This window comes from Prevotella pallens (assembly GCF_900454935.1).
In the GTDB taxonomy this organism is placed as follows: domain Bacteria; phylum Bacteroidota; class Bacteroidia; order Bacteroidales; family Bacteroidaceae; genus Prevotella; species Prevotella pallens.
The window spans coordinates 2181170-2197014 of sequence record NZ_UGTP01000001.1 but is presented as its reverse complement, the minus strand read 5'-3'; the positions used below and the strand labels follow the sequence as shown (position 1 = coordinate 2197014).

General features: G+C 35.8%; 12 protein-coding genes and 1 tRNA gene. 2 read left to right on the top strand and 11 right to left on the bottom strand.

Annotated elements, in window-relative coordinates; translation table 11 throughout:
- Nucleotides 1-125: 125 nt before the first annotated feature.
- A tRNA-Asn gene (locus DX009_RS09070) sits at nucleotides 126-199 on the bottom strand.
- A 396-nt stretch (nucleotides 200-595) separates the two neighbouring features.
- Between DX009_RS09070 and DX009_RS09065 the strand changes: the two genes are divergently transcribed.
- The gene (locus tag DX009_RS09065; RefSeq protein WP_115083754.1) at nucleotides 596-2509 is read left to right on the top strand and encodes a leucine-rich repeat domain-containing protein; all 1914 of its coding nucleotides are present in this window, start codon (nucleotides 596-598) and stop codon (nucleotides 2507-2509) included.
- A 161-nt stretch (nucleotides 2510-2670) separates the two neighbouring features.
- On the opposite strand, the gene DX009_RS09060 is transcribed toward DX009_RS09065, so the two are convergent.
- The 6 genes from DX009_RS09060 to DX009_RS13335 all read right to left on the bottom strand — a co-directional run bounded on the left by DX009_RS09060 (nucleotide 2671) and on the right by DX009_RS13335 (nucleotide 11055).
- Complete coding sequence (locus DX009_RS09060; protein ID WP_181792331.1) at nucleotides 2671-4257, bottom strand: hypothetical protein; 1587 nt, start codon at nucleotides 4255-4257, stop codon at nucleotides 2671-2673.
- A 54-nt stretch (nucleotides 4258-4311) separates the two neighbouring features.
- The gene (locus tag DX009_RS13340) at nucleotides 4312-4485 is read right to left on the bottom strand and encodes a hypothetical protein (RefSeq protein WP_181792330.1); all 174 of its coding nucleotides are present in this window, start codon (nucleotides 4483-4485) and stop codon (nucleotides 4312-4314) included.
- Nucleotides 4486-5512: 1027 nt separating this feature from the next.
- Nucleotides 5513-8530, bottom strand: a complete 3018-nt coding sequence (gene secDF / locus DX009_RS09050) for a protein translocase subunit SecDF (protein WP_115083752.1) — start codon at nucleotides 8528-8530, stop codon at nucleotides 5513-5515.
- 107 nt (nucleotides 8531-8637) lie between these two features.
- Nucleotides 8638-9738 carry an endonuclease/exonuclease/phosphatase family protein gene (locus DX009_RS09045; protein ID WP_115083751.1) on the bottom strand — a complete coding sequence of 367 codons (1101 nt, stop codon included), beginning with the start codon at nucleotides 9736-9738 and terminating at the stop codon, nucleotides 8638-8640.
- Between the two features lie 36 nt (nucleotides 9739-9774).
- Nucleotides 9775-10734 (bottom strand): rhomboid family intramembrane serine protease, encoded by a 960-nt coding sequence (locus tag DX009_RS09040; RefSeq protein WP_115083750.1) that lies wholly within the window; start codon nucleotides 10732-10734, stop codon nucleotides 9775-9777.
- Between the two features lie 150 nt (nucleotides 10735-10884).
- Nucleotides 10885-11055 carry a hypothetical protein gene (locus DX009_RS13335; RefSeq protein ID WP_181792329.1) on the bottom strand — a complete coding sequence of 57 codons (171 nt, stop codon included), beginning with the start codon at nucleotides 11053-11055 and terminating at the stop codon, nucleotides 10885-10887.
- A 182-nt stretch (nucleotides 11056-11237) separates the two neighbouring features.
- Here DX009_RS13335 and DX009_RS09035 point away from each other — a divergent pair, with 182 nt between their 5' ends.
- Nucleotides 11238-11513, top strand: a complete 276-nt coding sequence (locus tag DX009_RS09035; protein WP_006044132.1) for an HU family DNA-binding protein — start codon at nucleotides 11238-11240, stop codon at nucleotides 11511-11513.
- Nucleotides 11514-11677: 164 nt separating this feature from the next.
- On the opposite strand, the gene pdxT is transcribed toward DX009_RS09035, so the two are convergent.
- The 4 genes from pdxT to sucC form a co-directional block, all read right to left on the bottom strand.
- Nucleotides 11678-12250, bottom strand: coding sequence for a pyridoxal 5'-phosphate synthase glutaminase subunit PdxT (gene pdxT, locus DX009_RS09030; protein ID WP_115083749.1), 573 nt, complete (start codon nucleotides 12248-12250; stop codon nucleotides 11678-11680).
- A gap of 11 nt (nucleotides 12251-12261) precedes the next feature.
- Nucleotides 12262-13137, bottom strand: coding sequence for a pyridoxal 5'-phosphate synthase lyase subunit PdxS (gene pdxS, locus DX009_RS09025; RefSeq protein WP_006044134.1), 876 nt, complete (start codon nucleotides 13135-13137; stop codon nucleotides 12262-12264).
- Between the two features lie 605 nt (nucleotides 13138-13742).
- On the bottom strand, nucleotides 13743-14615 hold the full coding sequence (sucD, locus tag DX009_RS09020) for a succinate--CoA ligase subunit alpha (protein ID WP_115083748.1): 873 nt from the start codon (nucleotides 14613-14615) through the stop codon (nucleotides 13743-13745).
- A gap of 28 nt (nucleotides 14616-14643) precedes the next feature.
- On the bottom strand, nucleotides 14644-15777 hold the full coding sequence (gene sucC, locus DX009_RS09015) for an ADP-forming succinate--CoA ligase subunit beta (RefSeq protein WP_115083747.1): 1134 nt from the start codon (nucleotides 15775-15777) through the stop codon (nucleotides 14644-14646).
- Nucleotides 15778-15845: the final 68 nt, after the last annotated feature.

Below are 15845 nucleotides of genomic sequence, written 5' to 3'. Positions count from 1 at the left end.
TGGTTAGAACAACAAACTGATTTACAAATGGTTGAATGTGGCTCCTTACAACATAAAATTTTAGCTTTCTGCTATAAATAAATGGTATAAAAAAACGAGAATAGTTAAAAACTATCCTCGTTTTGCGCTCCAGGATGGGCTTGAACCAACGACCCCCTGATTAACAGTCAGGTGCTCTAACCAACTGAGCTACTGAAGCAGAATTATTATTTCCTCTTAAGCGTGTGCAAAAGTACGACGTTTTTTTTTATCTACCAAATTTTTCTGCAAAAAAATAATGTTTTTTTTGTGGTTATAATAACAAGTGCCATAAAAGTACATATTTTTACACATTATATATGCAGTTTTGCAAAGTAAGAGAACAAAGAACAAAAAGCTATTTTGCACTCGAAAGTTGAAAGTGCTACAAAAAGTATAAACGCAATGTATAAAGCAAACTACCTTATATTGTAACTGTGTGTGAGAAAATAGTGAACAGCGAAAAAAAACTTTGTTTGCAAACCAATAATAAAATTAGAAACAGAATAACCATTTGTGTTTAATAAATTATATTTACCTTTGCGAGATAATCGCATAATAATTTAACAAATAATATATGAAAACAATTACTAATTTATTTCGTTCGGCTATATTTAGCCGCCTGTTGCTTGTAATTCTATTATTTATTGGAACAGAAAATGCAGTGGGGCAGACCACGACTGATGTTATTCGGTTAAAAACCGACAAAAACATTGGCGAAGAATTTAATATAGATATTGAAACTGCAAACAATAGTGCGTTTACTATTGAGGGACTAAACGGAAACGATGAAGATGGATATACGGTAAAATCGCAAACTATTGTGGTAAAAGGTAACATAGAGTCGATGACTTGCTATAAAAATAGCATTGTTCAAATAGATTTATCCGATTGCCACCAACTGAAAAAATTAGATTGTCGTGGCAACAAACTCACTACTTTAGATGTTTCTTCTGTTTATTCGCTGCAATGGTTGGCATGCAACGATAACAATTTGGCTACATTAAATACAGCCAATTTGAAACAACTTTCAGAACTATATTGCCACAACAACAAACTAACGAGCTTGCAAGTGGAAACAAACACGGCACTTACACAGTTGTATTGTGCAAACAACTCTATATCTGCGCTAAATGTTAGTAAAAACACAGAATTGCACGTTTTAATTTGCCACCAAAACAAACTACACACAATTGATGTTAGCAACAATGCAGCACTAACACAACTATCGTGTGGCGAAAACAAAATAGAAAATCTTGATGTTTCGCACAATAGAGTGCTAAAAACATTGGGTTGCAACAACAATATGCTTAATAAAATAGATGTAAGCAATAACCCAGAATTAGAGACTTTATTTGTCTACGAAAATGAACTTACTGCTTTAGACATTTCGCATAATAGTGCATTGCAACGCTTATCAATGGGAAATAACAAAATATCGGAGCTTAATTTAAATGCTAATCCACAAATTACACAGCTGAAGTGTAAACAAAACCAATTAACTAATTTAGATTTAAGTAATCTTGAAAAACTATCTATTTTAGATTGTAGCAACAACCAACTAAATAGTTTAGACCTTACCAAAAATTCTGCCTTATCGTCATTGCGATGTGCAAACAATAATTTAAATTCTATTGATTTGCAAGCTAACAAACAACTTGTAACATTAGATGTTAGTGAGAACAATTTGGCAACACTTAATGTTACAAATAATAGTATTTTGGCAGAACTTTATTGCGCTAAAAATAATCTAACTGCAATAAACATAAAAGAAAACACTGGTTTACGCATTTTAGACATAGAAAACAATAAAATAAAAACATTGGAAACATTGCCAAACACAATGCTAATGGGTATTGCATGTAGCAACAATGCTATAGAAACCCTGAACCTTTCTGCCAATGTGCGGTTAAAAGAACTTTATTGCAGAAACAATAAACTTACAAACTTGGACCTTACAAAGAATACGAAACTAAAAATGCTTCAGCTCGACCACAATTTGTTAGGCGATATTAGTTGGACCACACTAAATAAACTCTATTCGTTAAGTATTGTGGGAAATAAATTTTCAGGCGATTTGCTTACTCGTTTACTCGATTCGCTCCCCAAAGCACCAGAAGTTTCGCCCGAAGAACAAGATTCTTTGAAATGGGGTGTGGTTGATATTAGCGAAAATCCAGGAACATTGAATGCAAATACAATAAAAGCAACTGAAAATGGGTGGAAAGTTATAGCAAATTCTACTACAAAAATTAATGAAATACAAAATGCTGTAAACAACTATTTATATTATAACAGTGCCGAAACTACTATCTATAAATCGGCATTTGTAGCTAAAATAGTTTTATATTCAACAGACGGACGGTGCGTAGAACAATATAAAAATATTCAGGAACGAGTATCGTTACACAACATTCCATCTGGACATTACATTGTTATAGCCTATAACCAAAATGGAAAACAATTGACAAGTATACATATTGTGCGCTAATTGTGTTTTCTGGTTATAAAATGTCTTACCTGTTTTAGGTGAAACTAATGCAACAGCCTATTCGAATTTTATGGCTGATTTAGATTTAATGGCTAAATAGAACAAAAAAGCCCTCTCTACCTAAAGGTAAAGAGGGCTTTTTTATGTTATTATAGTGAAACTTACTCAAACTTATGTACTCTATATCCATAACCACGGCTGGCAATTTTTATAAAAGCTTTTGTAGAATTGAAGTACAACGCATAAGCACCATAGCCATTATCTTCTGGATTGCCACTTGAAGACCAATAAAAACCATAATAGGCAATAGCGTTTAATCTACCAGAAAGGTAATTTCCTAAAGCTGGGAGAAAGAAATATTGTTTTGCTTTAGCTATTGATGGGAGACCAGTTTCCAATTTATCATTGGTACATTCTTTACTTATATTGCAATAGTTTACGTTGTCGTATGCTTTAGTTTTACTATAATTAGCTATATTATCTTTTTTATAGAACCACATACCGCCTTTATATAAATGTCCCATAGCCGACCATAGTTCATCATCATCCCAACGAGGGTCTCCTTTCATTGCATACCAGGTCATTTCGTTTACGTTTGGAAGGTTTTTAGTGGAATCTTGAATAGCAGAATTACTTATATGGAAGCCTGGGAAAGTTTCGTTATAATAGCGTTGATCTCCGCTGACAGGGAAAGTAGTGGCAGGATTTTGTAGTGAAGTTGTTGTCTGTCCAGTGCCTTCTGCCAATTTCTTTGTCCATTCGTAGCCATACCAATATTGTTGTTTTGCGTCCCACATATAATAATGGTCGCCATCGTAATCAGTGGGATTGAGATTTGCAGTAATATCATTCATTGCACCAGCAACACAATTAAGTGTAACATATTTAGAAACGGTCCCCTCTATTGGTCCTGATGGGCAATCTTCTGTATTGCGAAGCCAATATCTAATACGAAAACTATGTATACCAGGAGCAACTACAGCATAGACAGCATTTTTATTCATATTTTCTGTAGCATCATTTATGTCAAAACCAGACTCTGTGGTAACTGTAATTGTTTTTGAACCATCTGAATCGAAAGTTAGATTTCCATTTTCTGTCATTTTGTAAGTTCCTGCAATATTGTTATCTGACATAATTTCTATCTTAATCAACTTACTTTTGTTTACGTAAGAATTATGCGAACGAGGAATAAAACAAAGATAAGAAGCCTTATGGCTAAGTGTAAATCTATAACCGTTGCTACTTTTTTGAGCGATAGCAACACCACAATCGCCAGAAACTCCTGCATGATCAAAGTTATTTGGTGCCGATTGTTTTTGTTCTGCTTTAATTTCTACTTGTATATTTGTACCTGAAATAGGTTTATTGGTATAAACTACACTATGTGATGCTTTTGTATATGCCCCCGAAAGTGCAAACATTCCTTCTGATTTATTCGTTGTAGATGGAAAAGTTACTTGTCCACTTTGTTGCCAATTGTTTGTATTATCCTTTACCCAAATCTTATCATCATTACTCCAATTCACCGAAGCACCTGCATTTTTGGTGTGATCAAAGATAGCTGTACGCGTAGTTGTATCTGATTGTGAAAAACCAGCGAATACAATTCCATTGGTAGATATGTTGTTTTCTGCTTGTTTTTCTACCTGTTCTGTTTCGTCATTCGTACAACTGGTAGTAAGAAGTAAAACTAAAAAACTGCAACTTATTGTTTGTAACACTATACTTAGAGCTGTTCTTTTCATAGACATATTCATTTTTTATTTGTTATCCCTTTGTTTACCTTCTGAAAAATTTATTTATGAATTTTCTTCCATATCGTCCCAAATGTTATTTTGCTTTGCATCTCCTGCAGATTGACCTGGCTGAATAGAGCCAGCATTACCACTCGCTTTGTTTAATAAAGATTCTGTCTTTATACATATTACACTACACTGAGGTTCTTTGTACGACATTCTTTTTATTACTTTCATATAATCTATTTTTATGGATACGTAGTTGTAATATCCTGGTTATCTATTTTTTTATTTGTTATGCTCTACTATGTTTATATTACTTTTCCTTTACACCTTTTTTAGTATATATGGAAATATAGCAAAAAAGTCTAATTTAAAGACACGTTGCCAAAAAGAGTTCGTACAAACAATATTGTGGTGATACGAACAGAATGAATAAAAGTATTTATTATCTGCATTTGCGGAAGTATATAATTTTTTGAGTCCATTATTAAATTTGCTATTGCTCTAAAATTCTTTTCAGAAAGTTCTTTTCTTATTATCTCCATTAAAAACCATCGAAGCAAAGTGCGCATTATTTATGCAATATATGTATAATAGGGTTATATTAAGTTCTCTTTTCGCCCTATATAAATTAATTGCTTTATTGATTGGGTTTAAAATTAATAAATATTATTTAAATAGAAAAATTAGAATAATAAGATGTTATATAATTCAGTAATAATTGATATTAATCAAAGAAAACAATCCGCTATATAGGGAATAGTCAATCTTTACATCTATAGAGAGTTTGCAAATAATTTGGTAATAGAGTGTTTGTAGTTCTTTTGTTGTTATGAAATGAATAGCAAATATCAGCTCCACTTATATTATTCTATTGGCTGGAAATTGGCTGTACACGTAATAAATGGAGAAACAATTAAGCCAGTATTCCACAAAGTTCTGTTTTGTTGTTGAGTAGATGGATTGAAATAATAACGAGGTGTAGCAGACTATAGCAAATGAGAATGGTAAGCAATATGATTGGTATAAATATGAGAGCTATAAAGAAGTTCCAATATAGTATTAACACATTATGACGATGTTATTGCCAAATGAATTATTTGGGCTGAACATTGAAATGTATGATTGAAACGCTATTTTTTGACTTCGCAAGACTATATTTCTTTTGCGAACGAAATAAGTTTTTTACAAATGGATATAAAAAAATAGCAGTTGCCTTTATATTGCAACTGCTATTTTTAAAAGATTTATTCTGTTTACTTTATTCTTTTTCTGACTTATTCTTTAGACGGTTCTCAGTCTTCTTGCCCAATACTAAGTAAGCTACTGGAGATGCAATGAAGATAGAAGATAAAGTACCAAAGAATACACCAAGTATCATTGCGAATGCAAAACTACGGATACTATCGCCACCAAGTATAAATATTGACAACAATACGATTAATGTTGAGAACGACGTATTAATTGTACGAGTCAATGTTTGATTGATAGAATCGTTGAATAATGTTTGGTAATCTTGCTTTGGATGTAGCTTCATATTCTCGCGGATACGGTCGAATACCACCACTTTATCGTTGATAGAGTAACCAATCACGGTAAGAATAGCACCAATAAATGTCTGGTCTATTTCAAGAGAGAACCCTATCCAACCATAGCAAATAGAGTAGAAACCGATAACAATTAATGTATCGAGAGCTAATGCTACTACAGAACCAACTGAGAAACCAAGATTACGGAAACGTACAAGGATATAAATAAAGATGAATATCAATGCTAATGCAACGCTTCGGATAGCTCCGTGAGTGATATCTTTAGCAACAGACGGACCAACTTTAGAAGAACTAATGATAGAACCTCCCTCGCGTATATCTGGATCTTTAAACTTTTCTACATTTGCCTGACTAACAAAACCACCTTTCTTTAATGCATTGTAGAGAACTGTTTCTGCATGATCGTCTTCAGCTGGGTCGTTTGATTCGATGTTATAGTTGGTAGAAACACGAATAGTATTACCTTCTGTACCTAATGCAATAACAGTTGTTGTTGCTGGTTTTCCTGCATTTTCGCCTGTGGTATTTACGAACGCATTGTTTAAAACCTTACGAACATCTTCTACGTGTACTTTTTTGTTAAGTGTGATTACATAGTTACGTCCACCAGTAAAGTCGATACTCTTGCTCAAACCTCTTACAAAGAAGATACTAACAAGGAAAACAACTGCGACAATAGCTGATATTGTAAATGTAGTTTTATAGAAACTCATAAACTTAATATGCATATTGCGCATCAAGTTCTTACTAATAGAAGTATAGAACTTCTGATTTAGCCACTTGTCTTTACCTAAACGGTTCTCGAAAACAATACGTGTTAGGTATACTGCTGTGAAGAATGAACAAACAATACCAATAATCCATGTTGTAGCGAAACCACGAATAGGACCAGTTCCCGTTACAAGAAGAATGATACCAGTAATGAGTGATGTGAAGTTAGAGTCGAAAATAGCAGAGAAAGCATTACTATAACCAGCTTGCAATGCATCTTTTATGCCTTTTCCAGCTCGCATTTCTTCTTTTATACGTTCATAAATAAGTACGTTTGCATCGACCGCAGTACCAAGTGTAAGTACGATACCCGCAATACCAGGCATAGTAAGTGCCGACTGGAATGATGCCAGAATACCTAATGTGAAGAATAAGTTGGCAAGCAAAGCACAGTTAGCTAACATACCAGGAATAACATCGTACATTATAACCATATAGATCATCAAGAGTACGAAAGCAATTGCAAACGACCAAAGACCTTGTTGAATAGATTGTGCACCAAGTGTAGGACCAACAACCTCTTCTTGTACAATACGTGCAGGAGCAGGCATACGACCAGACTTTAAAGTATTAGCCAAGTCTTTTGTATCTTCAATGGTGAATGAACCAGAAATTGATGATGATCCACCTGTAATTTCTGAATTGATGCGTGGTGCCGTATAAACAAGTCCATCAAGCACAATAGCTACAGCCTTACCAAGATTAGCTTTTGTAATAGCAGCCCATTGACGAGCACCATCAGAATTCATTGTCATACTAACTTCTGGACGTCCGTATTGGTCAAACTGGTCTTTAGCATCTGTAATTACATCGCCTTCTAATGGTGCACGACCATCAGATGTTGTAACTTTAAGCGCATGGAGTTCAAATATATTCTTTTGTTTTAAGCCGTCAGCAGGTTTTGCACTCCAACGGAGACGTAAGTCGCTAGGAAGAACTTGTTGTGCTAATTTGCTATAGATAATCTTATTTACGGCAGCAGTATCACGAACGCTTGCATAACCAACAACACTCAATGCATCGCCAGGGGTAAGTTGCAGAATAGAAAGTAATGGATGTTCCTTTCTTGCGGCAGCCATCTGTGCATTACTACCTATGTTCTCGCCAATATTGTCGTCTTTTAGCGAAAGTTTAGTTGTGGTTTTCTTTTCTGTAACTTGCTTTTTGTTTGTAGCGTTTGTTACAGAATCTTTACTTTCAGCCTTTGTTTCACCATTTGCCAAACGCTGATCAAGTTGTGTTAAGTAAGGTGCAATCTCTTGATTATTGTAAGTTTCCCAAAATTCGAGGTTTGCAGAGCCTTGTAATAACTTACGCATACGCTCAGGTTCACGTATACCAGGCATTTCCACCATTAGGCGTCCTTCTTGTCCTTCGAGTTTTTGAATGTTTGGTTGAACTACACCAAATTGATCGATACGATTACGAACGACATTGTAAGAGTTATCGATAGAAGCAGCAACTTCTTCGCGTAGAGCTTTCTCAACTTCTTTGTCGGAACTTTGTGTACTAACTTTCCCTTTCAATTGCTGTGTTGCAAATATCTCTGCAAGTTTTCTTCCTGGAGCAATTTTGTGGAAATTGTCGACGAAAAGTGTTATAAAGTCGCTCTGACTTGTAGCTTCTTGTGCTTTAGCTTCCTTCATTGCTTTTTGATAAGCTGCATCGGTCTTATGGTCTGCAAGTACATCTACTACATCAGGTACAGAAATCTCGAGGATAACATTCATACCACCTTTCAAGTCAAGACCCAAACCAATTTGTGTCTCTAAACACTTTTGGTACGGATAAATGCCCAAATACTTTACAGAATCCTTGTAATCCTGTCGTGCAATAGGGTCTTTAATCTTCGCAGCTTGTCCATCATAGTAGCTTGTTGCTACAGAGAAAGACAAGTAGAAAATGCTTGCGAGCGTCAGCAAGACGGCAACACAAATTACTAATCCTTTGTTTTGCATTTTATTTATTTATTTTTAATTATTTCCTTTTCAGGGATAGATAGACGTGCAAAGATAGTTATTTTTTTCACATTTCGGAAAATTTAAGCGCTTTTATTCGCTTCCTTTTAATATTTTGGACGATATTTTAGCCATACATATATAGGATAATGATCGGAAGTAGGTATTTTATCATCAACTTTTGCACCGTATGCTTCAAAGTCGTTTGAGCAAAAAATATTATCTATGCGTACATACATTCCACTTCGATGGTACGATATACCTGGCCCATTCCCACTAGCTATGTAAGCATCTGTTAGTTGCTTCGCAATAGTATTATGGGTGTAACTGATTGGATTATCATTGAAATCACCACATAGAATTACAGGTATTTTCTTTTTCAAGTATCTCTCAACATAAGTAGCTACGGCTTCTGCTTGTGGTGCTCGTATGATGGCAGCTTCACCAAGTTTATCTAAAATGCGTTTACTTTCCATCTTCGTGTTTCTTCCTTCAAATGGCGAACGCACCATTTCTTTATATCCTCGCTTATCAGCTTCGCTCAAATGGTTACTCTCAAAATGGTTGTTGACTACTAATATTTCTTGATTATTATAATTTATAATGTAGGCGTAGCTTATGTTTCCTTCCGATTTATACATTATTCGTTCTTTTTTTACGATAGGATAATGGCTCAACAACATCATGTGTTGATGTCCCGGAGCTGGCATACTCACAAAATCGTGATAAGGATAAGCCTTTGCAAGAGTGTTGTAAATATAATCTCGCTGTTTACCATAGGCGTCTGTCTCTTGCAAGCAGACAATATCTGCGTTGCTTTTTATAATGTAATCGACTATAGGATTATAGCTCTGTGGTTCAAAATCCCACAATGCGAACATAAAAACATTATAAGATAGTACTTTTATAGACCTTACAGGGGGTTCTTTCTTTATGTTAAGTGGAATGTATTTACGAATGGGTGCATAACAAATGATGAGTCCTAATAAAGGTAGCCAAACTCTTTTTGGGCGTGCTATCACCCAAAATATAATAAAGAGTACATTAATTGCCAATACAATAGGAAACCCTAATCCAAAGTTTGCTAACCATGGGTGAGCAATTGGTTGTAGTTTATCTACATTTCCAATAAGGAATAGAAGAATGATTGCAACGATATTGGCAACCGAGACAAGTTTATAGACAATGTCTTTAACCTTGTAGAGCATATCTTTCTAGTAGTTTTCTTCCTTTTTATAGATGTTTTACTGTTTGTTACTATCAAAAAGTTTCTGCTTTTCGTCTTTTGTTAAGCTATCGTATCCACTTTTTCTTATTTTATCAAGTATACTATCAATTTCTTCTTGTTCCTTTTTCTTACGTGCATTGTAGTCCCAATCATTTTCTTTACGTTGTGTTTGTTGTGAAGATGATGTATTTGCTCGATAATTATAATCATTTGTCTGTTGATTATCTTTTCCAGAACGGTGAGATCTATTCTCCCAATTATGGCGCATATTATCGAAGAATTGATGTCCTTTGTCCATTCCAAAGGTTCCTCCAGAATAAGGGTGTTTACGCCAATAACGAATAAGTAAGAATCCAAATAGCATACCTCCGAGATGTGCTAAATGTGCTACTCCATCGTTGGTAGTACTCATTGCAGAGAAAAGCTCCATTGCAATAGAGCCCATAATAATCCATTTTGCTTTCAAAGGAATTGGTATTGGAATAATAAACATACGTTCGTTTGGGAATGTAAGTCCGAATGCTAATAGCACACCATATACTGCTCCCGATGCACCTACGGTTGTCCAAAGGTTTAAATAGTTTTCCATTGGTATTCGTCCCATTTCGGTAGCCAAATATTGGTATCTATTTAAGCCTTCTGCCATATAGTTTGCATATTGTGCTAATTCCTGGCATAATCCAGCACCAATACCAGTTACGATATAATAAAGTAAGAACTTCTTTGGTCCCCACACATTTTCCATCACCATACCAAACATCCACAGCATAAACATATTCATAAGAATGTGCATAAAACTGCCATGCATAAACATATAAGTTATAACTTGCCAAAGATGGAAATCGTTGGCAAGAAAGAAATGAAGTCCTAAGATGTTGTTAAGATCAATACCCATTCTGCTAAGCATAATACCAGCAATAAAAGCTAATATATTAAGAATGAGTAAGTTTTTTGTAACTGTTGGTATATTGCGCATATTCTATGTTTTGTTTTTTTCTTATTGTTTTAATGTCTTATAGGTGCTAATTATAACGGGCGATACTTACTTATGTTGTGCATTGATGCTTCTGTAATGTATATCCTTTTAATTCCTGAGTATATGATTAATTATACTGGTTATTGAAATCTAAGGAATCTGGGTGAAACAGTAATAAGCACTTCTTCTGTCTGGGTAGTAAATAACTCTATTCACCTCACCTTTATATCCTTCTATGTTATGCGAAGCAAAGCATTTACCAATATTTCTGTCTTCGTAAGAAGAATGTATCGTAACTCCTAAACTTCCAATTGTTTCCATAAAACACTTGCAAAAATACGAATTTTTCTGCATTCTTAGCAAGAAATAGCGTAACAACGCTCTTTTTTTAGGCTAAAGTTTAGATTTCTTTGCCTTTTTGTTTGTTTTATGAAACTAAACAAGTATATTTGCAAAGACGTTAGAACAGTTTTTATAAAATATTAAACAATAATTCAAAGATTATGAACAAAACAGAATTAATCGAAAGAATCGCAGCTGGAGCGGGCTTAAGCAAGGCTGACTCAAAAAAAGCATTGGACGCAATGACTGCCGCTATTAAAGATGCACTCGTAGCTGGTGATAAAGTACAGCTCGTGGGTTTTGGTACTTACTCTGTAACAGAACGCCCTGCACACGAAGGTATTAATCCTTCTACAAAGCAGAAAATACAAATCGCTGCTAAGAAAGTTGCTAAATTTAAACCAGGAGCTGAACTTGCTGATGCTGTAAATGCATAAAGCGAATTGTTAGAAAGATACTATAAAGGCGACTTCTTTTAAAGAGGCCGCCTTTGTTATTATTAGTCAATTCAATTGCTTATTTGAAGACTAAAAACATCTGTTGAAATTCAAACTGCTATTTCTCAAATTTGTATGAGATAGTTTAAAAAACATTTTTTCTCTTATTTCAGCATCTTGGAAAATAGTTCGTGAACACGAGTATCTGTCCCTAATTCGGGGTGAAAAGCTGTAACAAGCTGTTTTCCTTGCTGTGCAGCTACAATGTGTCCGTCTACTTCGGCAAGCACTTCTACTCCTTCGCCCACATTTTCTATGTAAGGTGCTCGTATAAAAGTCATTGGAATGGGGACTTCTATACCTTTCATTTGTGCATTAACAGAAAAGCTTCCCATTTGTCTGCCGTATGCATTACGACAAGTTTTAATATTCATTGTTGCAAAACGCGCATACGAACTCTTTGCATTTTCTACTTCTTTCGATAGCAATATAAGCCCTGCGCACGTGCCGTAAACAGGCAATCCGCTTTCAATATCTTTCTTTATCGGTTCAAATAAGCTTAGTTCGTGCAGCAATTTTAGCATTACTGTGCTTTCTCCACCAGGAATAATCAAACCATCTTTAGGTTTGTTCCAGTCAGCCAACTGGCGCACTTCAAAAGTTTCGTGCCCCAGTTGCTGCATCATTTTTGCGTGTTCGGCAAATGCTCCTTGCAGAGCTAATATGGCAATTTTCATATATAGTTGAATTATTTGCCACGTTCTGCCATTAGAACAGCTATTTCGTTTTCGTTTATTCCTACCATTGCTTCACCGAGGTCTTCGCTCAATTCTGCAAGCATTTTAGCATCGTTGTAGTTTGTAACAGCTTGTACAATGGCACGAGCACGTTTTTCTGGATTGCCAGATTTAAAAATTCCAGAGCCAACAAACACTCCTTCAGCGCCTAATTGCATCATAAGAGCTGCATCAGCAGGAGTTGCTACACCACCTGCAGCGAAGTTTACAACTGGAAGTTTGCCGTTATCGTGAACGTATTTCACTAATTCGTATGGTGCACGGAGCTGTTTTGCAGCCTCGTATAGTTCATCTTCACCAAGCGATGTAAGACGACGCATTTCTGTTTGTATCATACGCATGTGGCGTACTGCCTGAATAATATCGCCTGTGCCTGGTTCGCCTTTTGTGCGAATCATTGTTGCTCCTTCGGCAATACGGCGTAATGCTTCGCCAAGGTCTTTAGCGCCGCAAACAAAAGGTACATCAAACTTATCTTTATCAATATGATAAACATCGTCGGCTGGCGAAAGTACTTCGCTTTCGTCTATATAATCTATTTCAATAGCTTGAAGAATTTGTGCTTCAACAAAATGGCCAATACGAACTTTTGCCATTACTGGAATGCTAACTGCCTCTTGAATGCCACGAATCATCTTAGGATCGCTCATACGAGATACACCACCAGCAGCGCGGATATCGGCTGGAATACGTTCTAATGCCATTACTGCGCATGCTCCAGCAGCTTCGGCTATACGAGCTTGTTCAGGTGTTGTAACGTCCATAATAACACCGCCTTTAAGCATTTGTGCTAAATTACGATTTAGTTCTCTTCTGTTTTCTTTCATAGTTTTATATTTCTTATTATTTGTTTTAATTTCTGTGTATATCTAAATACGCCAACAAAGTTATATTTTTTTATAGCGTTTGCCAAATGTTCATTCCTTTATAGTAAATAATTATATACGAATAGGAAAAAGAATGCGGAAATGTTATAGTTATTATATACATATTGTATATATGTTTTATGACTTTTCCCGACTGTAAAAGACTGCTATTAGATGTAAACGTAAACTCTATTGAAAGCAATAGTAGTGTTTACTTATAAATTAAATAGAATGTCTTAGATGCGTAGAAAAGGTGGGTAGATACAGTTACTTTTGTCTCAGATATCTGTAAAAGTTCTTTCAGATATCTGTAACGTTTCTTTCAGACGTCTGTAACGTTTGTTTTAGATATCTGTCTGTTGCGTTGTAGATATCTGGTATTCGCAGCTTATATTTCATAACAAGCTACAACTTTACAATCTCCCTATTCCTCAGAATATTACAACCATTCTTTGCTATGTTCTTATTGTGTACGGATTGAAGTAAAAACAAAAGGTATGTCCATTATTAAATAGACATACCTTCGGTTTAATGTTATTATCAAATGAGAATTGAAGCGGTGTTACTTATTTTCCTAACTTCTGTTTTAGTAGTATAGGAATCTCGTGTGTTTCGCGCGCAACAGGGATACCTGCTGCCTCGAATGCTGCAACTTTTTCTGCGGCAGTACCAGAACTGCTTGAAATGATGGCTCCAGCATGTCCCATTTGTTTGCCTTTAGGTGCTTCTCTACCAGAAATAAAGGCAACAACAGGTTTTGTAACATATTGTTTAATATATTCTGCAGCACGTTCTTCAGCATCGCCACCTATTTCTCCAATGATAGCAATACTGTCTGTTTCAGGATCGTTTTGGAACATTTCGAGCAATTCTTGGAAATAGAGACCAACAATTGGGTCGCCACCAACACCGATAGCCGATGATTGTCCAAGTCCTTCGGCTGTAAGTGCTGCTACAACCTGATAAGTTAAAGTTCCTGAGCGGCTGATAACGCCCGTATGTCCTTTCTTGAAAATATTTGTTGGCATAATACCAACCATACTTTCTCCTGGAGATATTAATCCAGGGCAGTTAGGTCCAATAAGCTGTGCACCTTTAATCTGGATATAGCGATATGCTTCAACAACATCGAGTGTAGGTACACCTTCAGTAATACATATAATTAGTTTAATACCAGCATCGGCAGCTTCGAGCATTGCATCTTTTGCAAAAGCAGCAGGAACGAAGATAACTGATGTGTTAGCGTTGGTTGCTTCAACAGCATCGCGAACAGTGTTGAACACCGGAATACCTGCGACCTCTTCTCCAGCCTTACCAGGCGATGTGCCACCTACCACATTAGTACCATATTCTTTCATCTTTGTAGCGTGGAAGCTACCATCGCGACCAGTAATACCTTGTACTATAAGGCGTGTATCTTTATTAATTAAAATACTCATTTTTCTTGATGTTTTAAAGTAAAATAAATTATTTACAGAGGTCTACTGCCATGTGTCCTGCCTCGCTCATAGTTGTAGCAACATGGAACTTTGTACCTTTTAGCAATTCTCTTCCTTCGGCTTCGTTGGTTCCTGTCAGTCTAATAACGATAGGCATATCAGTCTCAATTAGTTTGAAAGCTTCTATCAAACCTTTTGCCACATCATCGCAACGGGTTATACCACCAAAGATATTAATGAGAACAACTTTCACATGTTTGTCTGAAAGAAGAAGTTTCATAGCTTCAACTATCTTTGTTGGATTAGAACTTCCACCTATATCAAGGAAGTTAGCAGGATTACCACCATAGAGTTTTATCATATCCATAGTAGCCATAGCAAGCCCTGCACCGTTTACCATGCAACCAATCTCTCCTCCAAGGTTTACATAACTGAAGCCTTTGTTTTTTGCCTCTTGTTCTTTTTTCTCTTCTTCAGTAGGTTCAAAAAGCTCAAACACGTCAGGATGACGGAAAAGCGCATTGTTGTCAAATGTCATCTTTGCGTCTACTGCTGATAGTTTGTCATCTCCAGTAATAACAAGTGGGTTGATTTCTACTAACGATGCATCTTTCTCTACAAATAATCGATATAGATTTTTAAACAAAGGAACAGCCTGGTTTACATATTTCTTGTCGTCAAAGAGTTTGAAAGCTATTTCACGAGCTTTGTAATCTTGTAGTCCCACTACAGGGTCTATAGCTATTTTGGCAATCTTCTCAGGTGTCTCTTTTGCCACAGCTTCAATATCCATACCGCCTTCACGGCTAATCATAAATATAGCAGATTTTGTTTGGCGATCTGGAAGAATACTAACGTAATATTCTGATTTAATATCAACAGCTGCACAAAGAAGGATTCGGTCCACAATGAAGCCTTTTATATCCATACCGAGGATATTGCTAGCGTGTGTACGTATCTCTTCAGCGTTTTTGCCTAACTTTACACCACCAGCCTTACCACGGCCACCTGTGTGTACTTGTGCTTTAACAACGGCTAATTCTACACCTAAATTTTTGTATGCTTCTACGGCTTCATCTGGTGTTCGGCAGACTACTCCACGCTCTACAGGAACTCCATAGTTAGCAAAAAACTCTTTTGCTTGATATTCATGAACTTTCATAGCAAATGTAATTAGTTATACTTTTATTTTATTTTTATTATTTTGGGGAGGGATAAAACACTCTATTT

Bases quoted from the DNA above. Each gene is read 5' to 3' on its own strand.
- DX009_RS09065 (WP_115083754.1), top strand. From the start codon at position 596: ATGAAAACAATTACTAATTTATTTCGTTCGGCTATATTTAGCCGCCTG.
- DX009_RS09060 (WP_181792331.1), bottom strand. From the start codon at position 4,257: ATGAAAAGAACAGCTCTAAGTATAGTGTTACAAACAATAAGTTGCAGT.
- DX009_RS13340 (WP_181792330.1), bottom strand. From the start codon at position 4,485: ATGAAAGTAATAAAAAGAATGTCGTACAAAGAACCTCAGTGTAGTGTA.
- secDF (WP_115083752.1), bottom strand. From the start codon at position 8,530: ATGCAAAACAAAGGATTAGTAATTTGTGTTGCCGTCTTGCTGACGCTC.
- DX009_RS09045 (WP_115083751.1), bottom strand. From the start codon at position 9,738: ATGCTCTACAAGGTTAAAGACATTGTCTATAAACTTGTCTCGGTTGCC.
- DX009_RS09040 (WP_115083750.1), bottom strand. From the start codon at position 10,734: ATGCGCAATATACCAACAGTTACAAAAAACTTACTCATTCTTAATATA.
- DX009_RS13335 (WP_181792329.1), bottom strand. From the start codon at position 11,055: ATGGAAACAATTGGAAGTTTAGGAGTTACGATACATTCTTCTTACGAA.
- DX009_RS09035 (WP_006044132.1), top strand. From the start codon at position 11,238: ATGAACAAAACAGAATTAATCGAAAGAATCGCAGCTGGAGCGGGCTTA.
- pdxT (WP_115083749.1), bottom strand. From the start codon at position 12,250: ATGAAAATTGCCATATTAGCTCTGCAAGGAGCATTTGCCGAACACGCA.
- pdxS (WP_006044134.1), bottom strand. From the start codon at position 13,137: ATGAAAGAAAACAGAAGAGAACTAAATCGTAATTTAGCACAAATGCTT.
- sucD (WP_115083748.1), bottom strand. From the start codon at position 14,615: ATGAGTATTTTAATTAATAAAGATACACGCCTTATAGTACAAGGTATT.
- sucC (WP_115083747.1), bottom strand. From the start codon at position 15,777: ATGAAAGTTCATGAATATCAAGCAAAAGAGTTTTTTGCTAACTATGGA.